A 14,260-nucleotide genomic window follows, 5' to 3' on the forward strand; every position below is an offset into this window, starting at 1 on the left:
TGAATTGCTATCGGACTCGTGAGGTGGCGGCGGGCTGACCGCCAACCACTAGTTAGTGGGCATGTGGTCGGCCAATCCAACGCCGCCACCGGGCCCGCAGGCAGCCAGGAAAGTCCGCCTGGCCCGGAGTTCGGCCACCCGGTCGTGTCTTCGGAAGTGTCTGCGGGTCTCTTTTTTGCCCGGATTCCGGCTCAGGCCGGCGGGCAGTCGGGTGGGCAGTCCAGGCCGAGGGCCGTGCCGATCTCGCGCAGCTGGGCGTCGAAGTAGGCGCCGGCGTCCTCCAGCGCCCAGTGCAGCTGACCGAACACCTCCATGCAGATCAGGCCGTAGAGCCGGGTCCAGTAGGTCAGCGCCAGGTACACCGCCCCCGGCGGCATCTCGTCGAAGACGTCCGACTTCCGCCGGAGCTGCTGCACCAGCTCGGCACCGAGCTCCTCCTCCGGCGGGCTGGCGAACGGCTGCTGCCGGTACACCTGCGCGACCAGGTCCTTGAACACGGCCCCGAACCGCATCGCCGCCTGGTGGCTCGGCGTCAGGTCGTGGTCGTCGGCGTGCGGGTTCGGGACCGGCGCACCGAACAGCAGGCCGAACTCGGCCGGGTGGTCCAGCGCCCACGTCCGCAGTCCACCCGCGACCAGGAACAGCTGCTCCCCCAGATCCGCGCCGGTGTCGCGCACCGCGACCAGGTACGCCGTCAGCTCGTCGTACAGGTCGGCGACGACGGCGGCGATCAGGTCGTCGTGGCTCGCGAAGTACCGGTACAGGGCGGGCGCGGTGAGGCCGAGCTCGCGAGCGACGGCGCGCAGACCGACCGCGGCGGCGCCGCCTTCGACCAGCAGTCCGCGGGCGGCCGCCTTGATCTCCGCGACCGTCGCCGCCCGCTGCCGGTCGCGCCGGGTGCTGGTCTCCACACTCACCTTCCTTGACAACGAACTGGGCTCGCCGTCTAGAGTGAACACCGTTAACAGTTAACGGTGTTCACTCCGGCGACCACTGTTCAGGTTACGCCCTCGGGAGGGGAACGTGTTCGAGACGCTCGGCCGGTTCAGCTACCGGCGCCGCCGCCTGGTCCTCGCCCTCACCGGGGTGTTCGTGCTCGCCGCCGTGGTGTGGGGCACCGGCGTGTTCGGGTCGCTGTCCAACGGTGGGTTCGAGGCGCCGGACACCGAGGCGGCCCGGGCGGTGCGGACCGTCGAGCAAACCGTCGGCCGGACCGGCACCGACGTGATCGTGCTCTACCGCAGCGACACGCGGACCGTCGCCGACCCGGCGTTCCGGCACAGCGTCGAGAACCACCTGGCCGGCTTGCCCCGCGAGCAGGTGGTCGGCGTCGCGACATACTGGACGACCCGCTCCCCCGCCTTCGTCGCCAAGGACCGGCACGCCACGTACGCCGTGCTGACGCTGGCCGGCGCCGATCCCGAGCAGCGGCTGAGCGCCTACCACCGGATCGCGGACCAGGTGCGGCAGTCGCCGCCCGGCCTGGACGTCCGGGTGGGCGGCGAGATCGCGGTCTTCGACGAGGTGAACACCCAGACCGAGCACGACATCGTGCAGGCCGAGACGATCTCGCTGCCGATCGTGCTCGTGCTGCTGGTGGTGGTCTTCGGCGGCCTGGTGGCGGCCGGCCTGCCGCTGTTCGTCGGCGGGCTGGCGATCCTCGGCGCGTTCGTGGTGCTGCGCGGGCTGAGCCTGGTGACCGACGTGTCGATCTTCTCGGTCAACATCGTCACGATGATCGGGCTCGGGCTGGCGATCGACTACGCGTTGTTCATCGTCACCCGGTTCCGGGAGCAGTTGGCGGCCGGCGACGACGTGCAGGCCGCGCTGGCCACCACGATGCGCACGGCCGGCCGGACCGTCGCGTTCTCCGGCGTCACCGTCGGTGTCGCGATCTCCAGCCTGGCGCTGTTCCCGGTGATGTTCCTGCGCTCGATGGCGTACGGCGGCGTCGCGGCCGTGGCGGTCGCGATGGTTGCCGCCCTCACCGCACTACCCGCCCTGCTGGCAGTGCTCGGGCACCGGGTGAACAAGCTGCGGCTGCCCTTCCTCCAGCGGCACCGCGCCGGCGCCGAGCACGGCGCCTGGTTCCGGCTTGCGCAGAACGTGATGCGCCGCCCGATCCGCTACGTCGTCGTGCTGGTGCCGCTGCTGCTATTGCTCGGAATCCCCTTCCTGGACGCGCAACTGGGCGGCGTGGACCATCGCGCCCTGCCGGCCGGCGCGACCAGTCGCACCGTGACGGAGACCCTGCAGCGCGACTTCGCCGGGGCGAGTGGTTCCGACGTGCTGGTCGCGGTGCGGTTCGACGCGCCCCCGGCCGATCCGCAGGCCGCGCTCGCGCCGTACGTGGCAGCGCTGCAGCAGGTCCGTGACGTCGATGCCGTCCGGGTCGGCGGTTTCAAGGACGGCGTCGCGTCCGTGCTGGTGCACACGCCGTACACCGCGCAGGAGTTGCCCGCGCGTGACGTGGTGAAGGATGTCCGCGCCGTCGCGGCCCCGCCGGGTACGTCGGTCGAGGTCGGCGGCGAGACGGCGGCTTTGCTGGACCTGCTGCAGGTGCTGGCGGAACGGGTGCCGTGGATGGCCGGGTTCGTCGTGCTGATCACGTTCGCGCTGCTGTTCGTTGCCTTCGGCTCCATCGTGCTGCCGGCCAAGGCGCTGCTGATGAACGTGCTCTCGCTGTCCGCGTCGTTCGGCGCGATGGTGTGGATCTTCCAGGACGGCAACCTGGCCGGCCTGCTGGACTTCACCCCGGCCGGCTTCCTGGACGCCACCAACCCGGTGCTGCTGTTCGCGGTCCTGTTCGGGTTGTCGATGGACTACGAGGTGTTCCTGCTCAGCCGGATCCGCGAGGAGTACGACCGCACCGGCGACAACACCCGCGCCGTCGCCCTCGGCCTGCAGCGCACCGGCGGCATCATCACCAGCGCCGCCCTGCTGCTGATCATCGTGGTCGGCGCCTTCGCCACCTCGGGCATCGTGTTCGTCAAGATGATCGGCATCGGCCTGGTGATCGCCATCCTGCTCGACGCGACGGTCGTCCGGGCGCTGCTCGTGCCCGCCACCATGCGCCTGCTCGGCCGCGCCAACTGGTGGGCACCCGCTCCCCTGGCCCGCTGGTGGTCACAGCACGGCTTCCGGGAGTCGGACGAGCCAGTCGACGCGGGTCAGGGTTGGAGCCGGACCAGGGTCCAGGTGGAGGACGAGTTGTCGCGGCGGTAGGCCAGGCGGTCGTGGAGGCGGCCGGTGCGGCCTTGCCAGAACTCGAAGGCGGTGGGCTGGATGCGGTAGCCGCCCCAGAAGTACGGCGTGGCGATCTCGGTGCCTTCCGGCCACTGGCGTTCGTACGACGCGTACTGGAGGTCCAGCTCTTCGCGGGACGCCACCGGCTGGGACTGCTGGGACGCCCAGGCGCCGAGCTGGGAGCCGCGGGGACGGCCGGCGAAGTACGGGTCGACCTCTTCGGCGGGCAGCTTGCTCGCGGTGCCCTCGACGCGGACCTGGCGTTCCATCGCGTGCCAGGGGAAGACCAGCGCGCAGGCAGGGTTCGCGGCGAGGTCGTCGGCCTTGCGGGACTGCTGGTTGGTGTAGAAGACGAAGCCGCGCTCGTCCAGGCCCTTCAGCAGCACGGTCCGGGCCGACGGGCGGCCGTCGCCGCTGACCGTGGCCAGCACCATCGCGTTGGGCTCGGCCAGTCCGGCCTCGGTCGCCTGCGCGAGCCAGACACCGAACTGCTTGACCGGATCGGCGTCCACCTGGCTCTCGAGCAGTTCACCGAGGCCGTAGGTCTGCCGCATCTGTGCTAGGTCCACGCTGAGAAGACTAACGGCGGTCCTGCGGGCCTGGCGGCTGGTGCTGCGGGCCCGGCGGCTGGTGCTGCGGGCCCGGCCACAGACCGGGCTGCGCCTGCCGGAACTGCTGCGGGTCGCCGAACTGCTGAGGGCCGTCGAGGTAGTACGGCGGCATCCGGTTCGCCGACTTCACGTCGGTGACCAGCCGGCGCGCACCGACCACAGCAGGACCACGCCGACGAACAGCATCGAGCCGTCCAGCAGCATGACGCCGGCCCGCGGCCGGGTCCCGGGCAGCTCGAAGAGCTTGATCAGGTCGATGACCGTGCGAATGGGCAGCAGTTGGACGGCGACACCGGTGACGGCCATCAGCAGCCCGGCGCCGGTCATCACGCCGGCCCCGATCGACCGGAGCGACATCAAGACGCCGAGCACGACCGACGCGGCGAGCAGCGCCAGCAGCCAAGGCAGCGCCTCCGCCCCGACGTCGGCCATCCGCGCCGCCCGCCGGGTGTAGAGCTCGGTTCCGGCGTACGCGACGAGCGCTACGGCGGCCCAGCCCAGCAGGATGCCGAGGACAACACCGATCAGTGCGTTCGGGGTGCGCATTCTTCGAGGGTAGGGGTCGAACCGGTCACAGCTCTGTCCGGTGGGCGAGGCGGGCAACTATGCTGCCGGAGCGCCTACCGAGGACAAAGGAGTCACAGGCTGATGTCAGATCCGAAGACCGAAGTTCAGCACGGCCTCGAGGGCGTCGTCGCGTTCGACACTCAGATCGCCGAGCCGGACAAGGAGGGGTCGGCACTGCGCTACCGCGGCGTCGACATCGAGGATCTGGTCGGCCGGGTGCCGTTCGAGAACGTCTGGGGCCTGCTCGTCGACGGCGCGTTCACGCCGGGCCTGCCGCCGGCCGAGCCGTTCCCGCTGCCGGTGCACACCGGTGACGTCCGGGTCGACGTGCAGTCCGCGCTGGCCATGCTCGCGCCGGCCTGGGGCCTGCGCCCGCTGTACGACATCGACGACACCCAAGCCCGCGACGACCTGTCCCGCGCGGCCGTGATGGCGCTGTCGTACGTCGCCCAGGCAGCCCGCGGCATCGGCCAGCCGATGGTGCCGCAGCGCGAGGTGGACAAGGCCACGACAATCACCGAGCGGTTCATGATCCGCTGGCGCGGCGAGCCCGACCCCAAGCACGTCAAGGCGGTCGACGCGTACTGGACCTCCGCCGCCGAGCACGGCATGAACGCCTCCACGTTCACCGCCCGGGTGATCGCATCCACCGGCGCCGACGTGGCCGCCGCCCTGTCGGGTGCGGTCGGCGCGATGTCGGGCCCGCTGCACGGCGGCGCCCCGGCCCGGGTGCTGACGATGATCGAGGGCGTCGAGAAGAGCGGCGACGCCCGCGCGTACGTGAAGGGTCTGCTGGACGCCGGCGAACGGCTGATGGGCTTCGGCCACCGCGTCTACCGCGCCGAGGACCCGCGGGCCCGGGTGCTCCGCCGGACGGCGCGCGAGCTGGACGCGCCGCGCTACGAGGTCGCCGAGGCGCTGGAGCAGGCGGCTCTGTCCGAGCTGCGCGAGCGGCGCCCGGACCGGGTGCTGGAGACGAACGTGGAGTTCTGGGCCGCGATCGTGCTCGACTTCGCCGAGGTCCCGCCGCACATGTTCACCTCGATGTTCACCTGCGCGCGGACCGCCGGCTGGAGCGCCCACGTGCTGGAGCAGAAGCGCACCGGCCGGCTGATCCGCCCGTCCGCCGTGTACTCCGGCCCCGCCACCCGCCCCGCCACCTCGATCGAAGGCTGGGACGACTCCTGGGCCTGACCAAACCTCACCGCTTGCTGGGCCTGAGCTGAGCGAGGCTCGTCGCTCCGCAGCGGCGAGGCACGCTCAGCCGGCTCTGTCCTCGCTCGGCAGGCGGCCGGTGCGCTGCTTGTACTGGCGGCTGAAGTAGGGGACGTCGGTGTAGCCGAGGGCGGCGGCCGTCCGGGTGACGGTCATGCCGCTCTCGGTCAGCAGCTGGTGGGCGCGGTCGATCCTTGCCTGAATCAAGTACTGCGCCGGCGAGCGGCCGTGCTGGGCAACGAACCGCCGGGTGAACTGCGCCCGCGACAGGGCGGCCGCGGCGGCCATCTCCGCGACGGACCAGTCCCGACCGGGGTCCTGGCGGATGAGCTGAGCGACCTCGTCGATCGCCGCGTCCGACGCCGACTGCCCAGAGCGGTGCGCGGCCTCCCAGATGCTGCACAGGATCTGCTCCAGGCACAGCTCCGCCTGCCGTAGCCCGAGCCGGTCCTGGCCACCGGCCGCGTCCTGCCTCCGGTACGCCGCGTCGCAGGCCTTCGCCAGGGCGCCGAGCAGCACCCGGTCCGGCACGTCGCCCCACCGCACCTCGGGCACCACCGACGCCGGACCGTCGCCGTCGGGCTCGAAGTGCATGCCGAACACGAGCAGGCGCCGGCGCGGATCGTGCTGGGCCCTCGGCGCGTCCCCCGGCGCGAAGACCGCGCAGGTCCCGGGCGCCAGGTCGCGGGTCCGGCCGTCGAGCTCGATCCGGCCGATGCCGTCGAGTACGCACCAGAGCAGGTGGTCCGGCAACGGCCGAGACACCCACGACCACCCGGGCTCGCAGCGCCAGAACGTCGGCGGCGTCAGCAGGCGCAAGCGCACCGGCGTACCGGTGTCGAGGGATCGGTGGTGCGTCAAAAGCTCAACTCCCTGCGCTGTTCGTCCGTCGTGGTCGGACGTCTGCAATCCCACACTAGTTGTGCTGCCGGAACGGCGGTGCTGAGCTGCGGGAGGTTGGGATGAGCGTTTCGTTCAAGGAGCAGTTCGCCACCTACGGGTATCTGGTGGTGCGCGGCCTGTTCGGTGCCGACGAGGTCGAGCGGCTGCGCGACCACTACATGGAGCTGCGCCGCCGCGGCTCGTACGAAGGTGATCTGGTCGGCGTCGCGCCGACGAGCCGGGACCCGCTGCGCAGGTACCCGCGGATGGCGCAGATGCACCGGTGGGACGAGGTGTCGCTGCAGTGGCTGATCGACGACCGGCTGGACGAGGTGATGACGGCCCTGCTCGGGCGTTCGCCGTACGCGGTGCAGACGATGCTCTACTTCAAGCCGCCGGGGTCCCGCGGGCAGGCACTGCACCAGGACAACTTCTACCTCAGGGCCGAGCCGGGCACCTGCGTGGCGGCCTGGATGGCGCTGGACCGGGTGGACCAGGAGAACGGCTGCCTCGAGGTGGTGCCGGGCAGTCACCGCTGGCCCATCCTGTGCACGGAGAAGGCCGACACCAAGGTCAGCTTCACCGACGTCACCGTGCCGGTGCCGGAGCAGAACACCGCCGTACCGGTGGAGATGGAGCCGGGTGACGTGCTGTTCTTCCACGGGGCTCTGGTGCACGGCAGCGCGCCCAACGTGACCACTGACCGCTTCCGGCGCGCGCTGATCGGCCACTACATCCAGGGTGAAGCCCAGCAGGTCGCGAAGTACTACCACCCCGCGCTACGGATGGACGGTACGCCGCTGGAGCTGGCGGTCGCCGAGGGCGGCGGGGCGTGCGGCAAGTGGGTCGAGGGCGAGGACGGACCGGTTGTCGTGCTCACCGGGCGGGAGACGGTGATCCGTAAGCACGAGTAGCGCGGGTGCTGCTCTGCTGCCTGCCGTGCCTGTCCCGGTCGCTACGGGCGGGGCTGCGGTTTGCCGGGGAGTCCGCGCTCGCGTTCGTGACGCAGGTACAGGCCCGCTGCGGTCGAGACGCTGGTGAACAGCCAGACGGCCACTCCGGCGTCGTCGGCCACGCCGATGATCGGCAGAAGCTCGGGCAGCACGTCGATTGGTGAGACCAGGTAGAGCAAAGCGAAGCCCCACAAGGCCATCCGGCTCGTCGGCAGACCGGGGTACTCCCCGCTGCGCGCAGCCTTCAGCAGCCGGGGCAGCGCACGGGCTCGCTCGACGACGTCGCCGACCGGCTCCGGCTCCCCGTTGGCGATCCGGCGCCGGCGTACTCGCGCCCGCCGCAGAAAGCCGAAACCCACCGCCGCCGCACCGAGCACCAGCAGGGTCACGCCCATGCCGGTCACCGGAGCGCCGATCGAGTTGGCGTCGCGGTTCGCCAGGGCTACCACCCCCAGCAAGCACAGCAGCCCACCGAAGATCACCATCCGGCAACTCTAGTGCCGTCGAGTCCCACCCGCCCGCCGAGCGGGCCGAAGCCGGTCGGCCGTTCGGCGGGCGGGCGTTCAGCGGGCGGGCGTTCGGGGGCGGGCGTTTGGCGGGCGCGCGTTCAGCGGCCCGGCCGCTCGGTAGCCCGGCCGTTCGCTGGGCGGCCGTCCGCAGGGCGGCCGCTCGCAGGGCGGCCGCTCGCGGGGCGGCCGGGGAGTTCCGGGGTCGGGCCCGGAGTTCTCCGCGGCAGGGACCTCCCCGACGTGGCTGGTCTCTGTCAGGCCCCTTCCGCGACAGTGACGATCCTGTGGAGAGCGGCGCGCATGTAGCGGGTCCAGAACGGTTTGAAGGGTCCGGCGAGGATCCAGCGGCGGCCGGGCCGCGGTTTGAACTCGTAGCACCAGCGGACGAGAGTGCCTGAACCGTCCGTGCTGAAGGTCCACTCGCCACGGACGCCGTACGCCAGCCGGCCGAGCACGTTCGTGAAGTCGGTCAACTCGTACGCGAAACTGCGGCCCTCGGCGTACTCCGTGAGCGTCTCCGTGGCGCGCGACCCGTCGTCGAACACTGGGTTCCGGCTGGGGCCGACGTGGTCCCAGGCCTCGGTCTGGTTGTCGACGCGGGCAACACCCGGAAACGGCCGGACAGCCTGGAACACACTCGGCAGATCGATGGGCACGATGCGGTCGAAGGCTTCGGTGGGCGTCAGCCGACTCCGCCGCTGCACGGTGATCGGTACGGTGCGGTCGGTGTCCCGGATCAATGTCATGCCTCGATCGTCAGTTGTGCCAGCACCGACAGCCAGCACCTCCGCCGGCGGTAGGACTCGCAGTACCACCGTGCCAGCTGGTGCTGGCGGCCGACCGGGTGTCCGGCGCTCGGGGGTCTTTGGGGGTGGCGTGCCGGAGGTGTGGAACACTAGGAGCTGCTGACAGCGTCGTCGGCGAGGAACCAGCCAGACGACGAAGGGAACCGCTGGTGACCAGCGCCACTCCGAACGACACAGTGACCATCCCCGCAGAGCTCAAGCCCGCCGACGGCCGGTTCGGCGCCGGACCGTCCAAGGTCCGCCCCGAGGCCGTCGCCGCGCTCGCGACCGAAGGCGCCAAGCTGCTCGGCACCTCGCACCGCCAGGCCCCGGTGAAGAACCTGGTCAAGCGCGTCCAGGACGGTGTCGCCGACCTGTTCCAGCTGCCCGACGGGTACCAGGTGGTGCTCGGCAACGGCGGCTCCACCGCGTTCTGGGACATCGCGACGTTCGCGCTGATCCGGGAGAAGAGCCAGCACCTGAGCTTCGGCGAGTTCTCCTCGAAGTTCGCCAAGGCCTCGCAGCAGGCGCCGCACCTCGGTGAGCCCAGCGTGATCAAGGCCGACCCCGGCACCCGCCCGGTCGCCGTCGCGGAAGCCGGCGTGGACCTGTACGCCTGGCCGCACAACGAGACCTCCACCGGCGTGATGGCTCCGGTCAAGCGGGTCGAGGGCGCCGACGAGGGCGCGCTGGTCGCCATCGACGCCACCTCCGGCGCCGGCGGCCTGCCGGTCGACCTGAACGAGGTCGACGCCTACTACTTCGCCCCGCAGAAGTGCTTCGCCTCCGACGGCGGCCTGTGGATCGCGATCCTCTCTCCGGCCGCGCTGGCCCGGGTCGAGCAGATCACCGCGAGCGGCCGCTGGATCCCGGCGTTCCTGGACCTCGCCACCGCGATCGACAACTCCAGCAAGAACCAGACCTACAACACCCCGTCGCTGGCCACCCTCTTCCTGATGGCCGAGCAGACCGACTGGATCAACAGCCAGGGCGGCCTGGAGTGGAGCGTCGCCCGCACCACCGACTCCAGCAACCGGCTGTACACCTGGGCCGAGAAGTCCGACTACGCCACCCCGTACGTCGAGGACTCCGACGCCCGCTCCCTGGTCATCGGCACCATCGACCTCGACGACTCGATCGACGCCGCCGCCGTCGCCAAGACCCTGCGCGCCAACGGCATCGTCGACACCGAGCCCTACCGCAAGCTGGGCCGCAACCAGCTCCGCGTCGCGATGTTCCCGGCGGTCGACCCCGACGACATCGAGAAGCTGACCCAGGCCATCGACTTCACCGTCGACGCCCTGCGCTGACGACGAGTCGAGAAGCCCTCGGGCCGGTGCGAACCGGCCCGAGGGCTTCTTGGTGTGTGGGGTGAGGCAGGTGGAAGGGCTGAGTGGGCCCGGGCGGTGGACGGCGAGTGGCCGGCGGTGGAGGAGCGAATGGCTGCGGCGGGCGGTCGCTGAGTGATCGGCTGCGGCGGGCGGTCGCGAACTGATCGGCTGCGGCGGGCGGTGGTGGAGTGATTGGCCGGAGGCAGTGAAGTGAGCGCTGCGGCGGCCAATTGGGGGTTGATCTGCTGCGGCGGGCAGTCGGGGGTTCCGGGGCCAATCGGCTGCGGCGGGCGGTTGGGTTGAGCAGTCGCACCGCGGCAGGATGCGTCCCAGCCGCACGAAGATCCGCGATCGGTGCGGTAGTTCGATGCGCTCGGGGCCCGCGTCAGGGCCGGCCGATGCCCGGACCGGGCGGAGCGGATCTCTGCACCGTCGACCTTGAGCACCGGTCAGCTGTTTCCGGCGCCGAGCCGTGGCTGAGCGGTGCTCAAGGTGGCTTGGGGGCGGTGGCTTGAGGGGCGGTGGCCGGGGCGGGCGTGGCAGGCGGAACGCCCGCATCGCGGCCGGGTGACGGCCGGCCTGGCGGACTCTACTGACGCCGACTTTGAGCACCGGTCGGCTGTCTTCTGCGTCGGCGTGTGGCTGGGCGGTGCTCAAAGCGGAGGCCGCGAGGGGCGAGGGGGTCGGGTGGTGCTCAAAGTCGAGGGTTGGGGTGCCTGCGTCGGCCCGACCGATCAGCCGCACAAGCTCCGCGGTCGGCACGGTCGGCACGGTCGGCACGGTCGGCACGGTCGGCACGGTCGGCGCGGGGATTGGATGCACTCGGGGACCGTGGCGTTCGGGTGCTCCTGCGCCCTTGATATGCCCCCGTCGGCCTGCCACGTGCCGCCTGGGGACAGGGCCGCTGGCGCGGCCGGTGACGGCTGGCGCGGTTGATGATCGCTGGCGCCGTGTACGACGTCAGCGGTCACCTATCGCGCCAGTCATCGTGGGAGGTGGCAGTTGGAGGGGTGGGGCGGAGGGGTAGGGGTTCTGTTCTGTGACGCGGACTCGAACGAAGTCCCGGTCCACCACCCGCTCTCCGAGGGAAGGGCAGCTTGGCCCGCGACCACCCGCTTTCACCAAGCGGGCGGCGCAGGAGCGCGCGCATCGGGGTGGGTGGGAGCAGGCGGCGGGTGAGCGGCGCGGGAGGTGGCGGCGTGGGCGTGACGAGCAGGCGCACGAGGTCGCCGGCGGGGAAGGAGCTGGTCAGGCGGTGCTGCGGCGGCGGCCGTGGGGGTCTGGGGGTTGCTGGCCGGTGAGGCGGGCGTTTTCGGCCATGCGGTCGAGGCGTTCGCGGCGGCCGGGCGGGATGGTGAGGAAGGTGACGATGACGGCGAAGACGGCGGCGCCGACGATGATCCAGCGGAGGTTGTGGTTCTTCTTGACCTCGCCGCTGTCGGCGGCGGCCGGGGCCGGGGTGGCCTTGGGGGTGGCGGGGGCGGCGGCGGGCTTGCGGGCGGGGATGGCGAGCTCGAAGACGGACGAGTTGCGGCCCTCGCTGCCGACGAGCACGGTTTTGCCGGACAGGCCGAGGGCGACCGACTCGCCTTGGGCGATGGGCGTCGGCGTCCGGGCGATGACGTTGGGTTCCTCGCCCCACTCCATGGTGGCGACGTCGACGTAGCTGCGCAGCACGACCTGGTCGCCGTCGGGCAGGAAGGTGCCGTCGGTGACACCGCCCGGCGCGTCGGCGACCTTGGTCAGCTCGTTGGTGCCTTCGCGGGAGGCGACCTCGGGGGCGGCGTAGATGCCGGCCTGGTCCTTCGCGGCCTTGGTGACGAAGAAGAGCCGCTTGCTGCGCGGCGCGATCAGCAGGGTTTCCGCGTCGTGCGCGCCGTCGGGGTAGACGAAGTCGTACCGGTGGAACTTCACGTTGCTCTTGTCGGCCAGCCGGTCCGGCTCGGGGATCGTGTAGACCTCGACCATGTCCCGGTTGGCCTTGTTGTCGCCGATGTCGGCGATGTAGATGATGCCGTCGCGGTCGACCGCGATCGCCTCGACGTCCTTGACCGGCGCCTTGAAGTTCAGCACCGCCCTGACCTTGCCGGTGTCGTCGATGCCGAACACCCGGGCAGTGTCACCGGAGTCGTTCACCGTCCACCAGATGCCCTCGTACTGCTGGCTGCGGGCCAGGCCGGAGGACTCGTCCACCCGCGGGTCCCGGATCGTGAAGAGCTTCTTCGGGCCGGGCTGCGGGTCGGCTGCGGCGGCGGGAGCGGCGGGCACCGCGGCTCCGGCCACGCTGAACAGGGTGGCCGCCGTCGCGGCCAGGACTGTGCGCAGCAACCTCACGACACCGCCTCGCGGTCGAGTTCGTTGACCAGCGTCGCCAGCCGGGGCGTGACCTGCCACGCGCCGGTGAGCGCCTCGTACTCCGCCTGGACCTCGGGGCCCGCGGTCGCCCCGGTCCGGGCGGCGCGGAGCAGCAGGTTCCGTGGCGTGTGCTCACTGTCCACGAACTGCACCACCTCCACCCGGTAGCCGACCTGTCGCAGCACCGCCGCACGCAACGAGTCCGTCAGCATGTCCGCGAGCCGCTCCCGAACGATGCCATACCTCGTCATCAGGGCATAAGGCGCCGGTGGTTCGACGTTCTTCAGCTGCTTCTGGATGTCGTGGTGGCAGCAAGGTGCCGCGAGCACCAACGGCGCCTGCCAGCCGACCGCCCGGGCCAACGCGTCGTCGGTCGCGGTGTCGCAGGCGTGCAGCGCCAGCACCACGTCCGGCCGCACGTCCAGCTCGGCGTCCGCGATCGTCGCGTCGACGAACCGCAGGTGGCCCTGCCAGCCCAGAGCCGTGACCCGCTGGGTGTTCCGCTTGCGGGCCGCCGGGTTGTGGTCGATCCCGGTCATCCGTACGTCGTGCCCGGCCGCACTGAGCAGGTGGTACGCCGCGAGCGTGAGATAGGCGTTGCCACAGCCGAGATCGACCACGTGCAACGGCCGCCCGGACGCGATCCGGCCGGCGGCGAGGGCCTCCTCCAGCGCCGGGGCGAGCAGCTTGCAGAACTCCTCGATCTGCTTGTACTTCGACTGCCGCGACGGTTTCACCCGGCCGTGGTGATCGCTGATCCCCAGCTCGACCAGGAACGGCGCCGCGGGGTCGAGCACCCGCTGCTTCACCCGGTCGTGGTCGGTCCACTGCTCGCGGGTGTCGCTCTGCCGGTGCAGCAGCGCCTTGCCCTTCTTGGTGTACCGCAGCCGCAGGGTCTCGTCGGTGGTCTCCACGTGCCAGTTCCCGTACGGCGTGGCGAGCAGCGCGTCGACTGCCTCGGCAGCACTGCCGACCGGGACGTTGCGGGTGTGTGACTGCCGCTCGTCGAACTCGGTGATCTGCAACTGCCGGCCACTCTTGAGGTCGACGTACCGCAGCTCGACCCGCTGGTACTGCGGGGCTTCCGCACCGCGGCGCCGGCCGGACCCGATCGCTCGGACCAAGCTCTGCGACGCGAGCAGCGTTGCACGAACCACCCCGGGTGGGCCGGACTCGTCGTCGGCCTCCATCGGGTCCATGGCCGGGCCTGCCGCCGGCTCCTGCTCCGCTTGCATCGCGCCATTGTCGCCGACCGCGCCTCCGCATCACAAAAGGGTCTCGCTCAGCGCCATCCGCGGACGCCACCGGCTGCGGGCTCACACGAGTTTCTCGTCTTCGCCGAGCAAGCCCAGTGCCCGTAACCGGGTGGCGATGCCGCCGGGCTGACGGCCCAGCGCGGCCACCAGCTCGTCCTTGGTCGCGTTCTCGTGAAACATCCGGGTGAGCAGGTCCTCCTGCTCCTGGGTCCACACCCGGAACGCGTTGGGATGGGTCTTGCGCGCCTCCTCGATCCGCCGGCCCATCGGCCGGGAACCGATCAGTTCCAGCGACCGGATCCGCAGCTGGCGATGCCGGCCCACCTCCTCGCCGTCGCGCCAGAACACGACCACCCCGTCGTCGAACGTCATCAGATCGGCCGGCACGTCGCAGTAGTCGGCGTCCTCGAGCATCACCCGCAGCATGGGTCGAACCTCCGGTTCCCGGGCGACCGCCCCGGCCCCTCGGCCGGCGTCCGGTCCTCCCTCTCACTGACAAGGTGCCGCGTCCACCGCCACCACCCGACGCCACTTCCGACCCCTGTGGACA

14 protein-coding genes are annotated in these 14,260 nt (G+C 71.2%); 4 read left to right on the forward strand and 10 right to left on the reverse strand.

Annotated features, from left to right (window positions below; genetic code table 11):
• Positions 1–191 precede the first annotated feature (191 nt).
• A complete protein-coding gene (locus KFLA_RS29215) occupies positions 192–911 on the reverse strand; it encodes a TetR/AcrR family transcriptional regulator (RefSeq protein WP_012923445.1) in 720 nt (239 codons plus the stop codon).
• Between the two features lie 112 nt (positions 912–1,023).
• Here KFLA_RS29215 and KFLA_RS29220 point away from each other — a divergent pair, with 112 nt between their 5' ends.
• Positions 1,024–3,225, forward strand: a complete 2,202-nt coding sequence (locus KFLA_RS29220; RefSeq protein WP_012923446.1) for an MMPL family transporter — start codon at positions 1,024–1,026, stop codon at positions 3,223–3,225.
• Here the strand turns inward: KFLA_RS29220 and pdxH are convergent.
• Genes pdxH through KFLA_RS29235 form a run of 3 tightly spaced genes read right to left on the reverse strand, consistent with a single transcriptional unit; the run spans position 3,171 to position 4,403 of the window.
• Positions 3,171–3,800, reverse strand: coding sequence for a pyridoxamine 5'-phosphate oxidase (gene pdxH / locus KFLA_RS29225; RefSeq protein ID WP_012923447.1), 630 nt, complete (start codon positions 3,798–3,800; stop codon positions 3,171–3,173). The two genes, KFLA_RS29220 and pdxH, sit on opposite strands and share 55 nt — an antisense overlap.
• Before the next feature lie 25 nt (positions 3,801–3,825).
• Positions 3,826–4,017, reverse strand: a complete 192-nt coding sequence (locus KFLA_RS29230; protein WP_041289541.1) for a hypothetical protein — start codon at positions 4,015–4,017, stop codon at positions 3,826–3,828.
• Positions 3,984–4,403, reverse strand: a complete 420-nt coding sequence (locus KFLA_RS29235) for a hypothetical protein (protein WP_012923448.1) — start codon at positions 4,401–4,403, stop codon at positions 3,984–3,986. The genes KFLA_RS29230 and KFLA_RS29235 overlap by 34 nt, the downstream gene beginning before the upstream one ends.
• Before the next feature lie 102 nt (positions 4,404–4,505).
• Here KFLA_RS29235 and KFLA_RS29240 point away from each other — a divergent pair, with 102 nt between their 5' ends.
• The gene (locus tag KFLA_RS29240; protein WP_012923449.1) at positions 4,506–5,618 is read left to right on the forward strand and encodes a citrate synthase 2; all 1,113 of its coding nucleotides are present in this window, start codon (positions 4,506–4,508) and stop codon (positions 5,616–5,618) included.
• A gap of 66 nt (positions 5,619–5,684) precedes the next feature.
• Here the strand turns inward: KFLA_RS29240 and KFLA_RS29245 are convergent, their stop codons facing one another.
• Positions 5,685–6,500 carry an AraC family transcriptional regulator gene (locus tag KFLA_RS29245; protein ID WP_012923450.1) on the reverse strand — a complete coding sequence of 272 codons (816 nt, stop codon included), beginning with the start codon at positions 6,498–6,500 and terminating at the stop codon, positions 5,685–5,687.
• Positions 6,501–6,601: 101 nt separating this feature from the next.
• On the opposite strand from KFLA_RS29245, the gene KFLA_RS29250 reads away from it, so the two are divergent.
• A complete protein-coding gene (locus KFLA_RS29250) occupies positions 6,602–7,435 on the forward strand; it encodes a phytanoyl-CoA dioxygenase family protein (protein ID WP_012923451.1) in 834 nt (277 codons plus the stop codon).
• Positions 7,436–7,476: 41 nt separating this feature from the next.
• Here KFLA_RS29250 and KFLA_RS29255 read toward each other — a convergent pair whose 3' ends face one another.
• Both KFLA_RS29255 and KFLA_RS29260 read right to left on the reverse strand, forming a co-directional pair.
• On the reverse strand, positions 7,477–7,959 hold the full coding sequence (locus KFLA_RS29255) for a YkvA family protein (RefSeq protein WP_012923452.1): 483 nt from the start codon (positions 7,957–7,959) through the stop codon (positions 7,477–7,479).
• 278 nt (positions 7,960–8,237) lie between these two features.
• Positions 8,238–8,729: an SRPBCC family protein gene (locus KFLA_RS29260; RefSeq protein WP_012923453.1), complete on the reverse strand. Its 492-nt coding sequence runs from the start codon at positions 8,727–8,729 to the stop codon at positions 8,238–8,240.
• Positions 8,730–8,938: 209 nt separating this feature from the next.
• Here KFLA_RS29260 and serC point away from each other — a divergent pair, with 209 nt between their 5' ends.
• Positions 8,939–10,078 (forward strand): phosphoserine transaminase, encoded by a 1,140-nt coding sequence (gene serC / locus KFLA_RS29265; protein WP_012923454.1) that lies wholly within the window; start codon positions 8,939–8,941, stop codon positions 10,076–10,078.
• Positions 10,079–11,347: 1,269 nt separating this feature from the next.
• Here the strand turns inward: serC and KFLA_RS29270 are convergent.
• The 3 genes from KFLA_RS29270 to KFLA_RS29280 all read right to left on the reverse strand — a co-directional run bounded on the left by KFLA_RS29270 (position 11,348) and on the right by KFLA_RS29280 (position 14,136).
• Positions 11,348–12,433: an SdiA-regulated/phytase-like domain-containing protein gene (locus KFLA_RS29270; protein WP_012923455.1), complete on the reverse strand. Its 1,086-nt coding sequence runs from the start codon at positions 12,431–12,433 to the stop codon at positions 11,348–11,350.
• Positions 12,430–13,689 (reverse strand): class I SAM-dependent methyltransferase, encoded by a 1,260-nt coding sequence (locus KFLA_RS29275; RefSeq protein ID WP_237706627.1) that lies wholly within the window; start codon positions 13,687–13,689, stop codon positions 12,430–12,432. The genes KFLA_RS29270 and KFLA_RS29275 overlap by 4 nt, the downstream gene beginning before the upstream one ends.
• Before the next feature lie 81 nt (positions 13,690–13,770).
• Positions 13,771–14,136, reverse strand: coding sequence for a hypothetical protein (locus tag KFLA_RS29280; protein WP_012923457.1), 366 nt, complete (start codon positions 14,134–14,136; stop codon positions 13,771–13,773).
• Positions 14,137–14,260 lie beyond the last annotated feature (124 nt).

Origin of the sequence: Kribbella flavida DSM 17836 (genome assembly GCF_000024345.1) — a bacterium.
In the GTDB taxonomy this organism is placed as follows: domain Bacteria; phylum Actinomycetota; class Actinomycetes; order Propionibacteriales; family Kribbellaceae; genus Kribbella; species Kribbella flavida.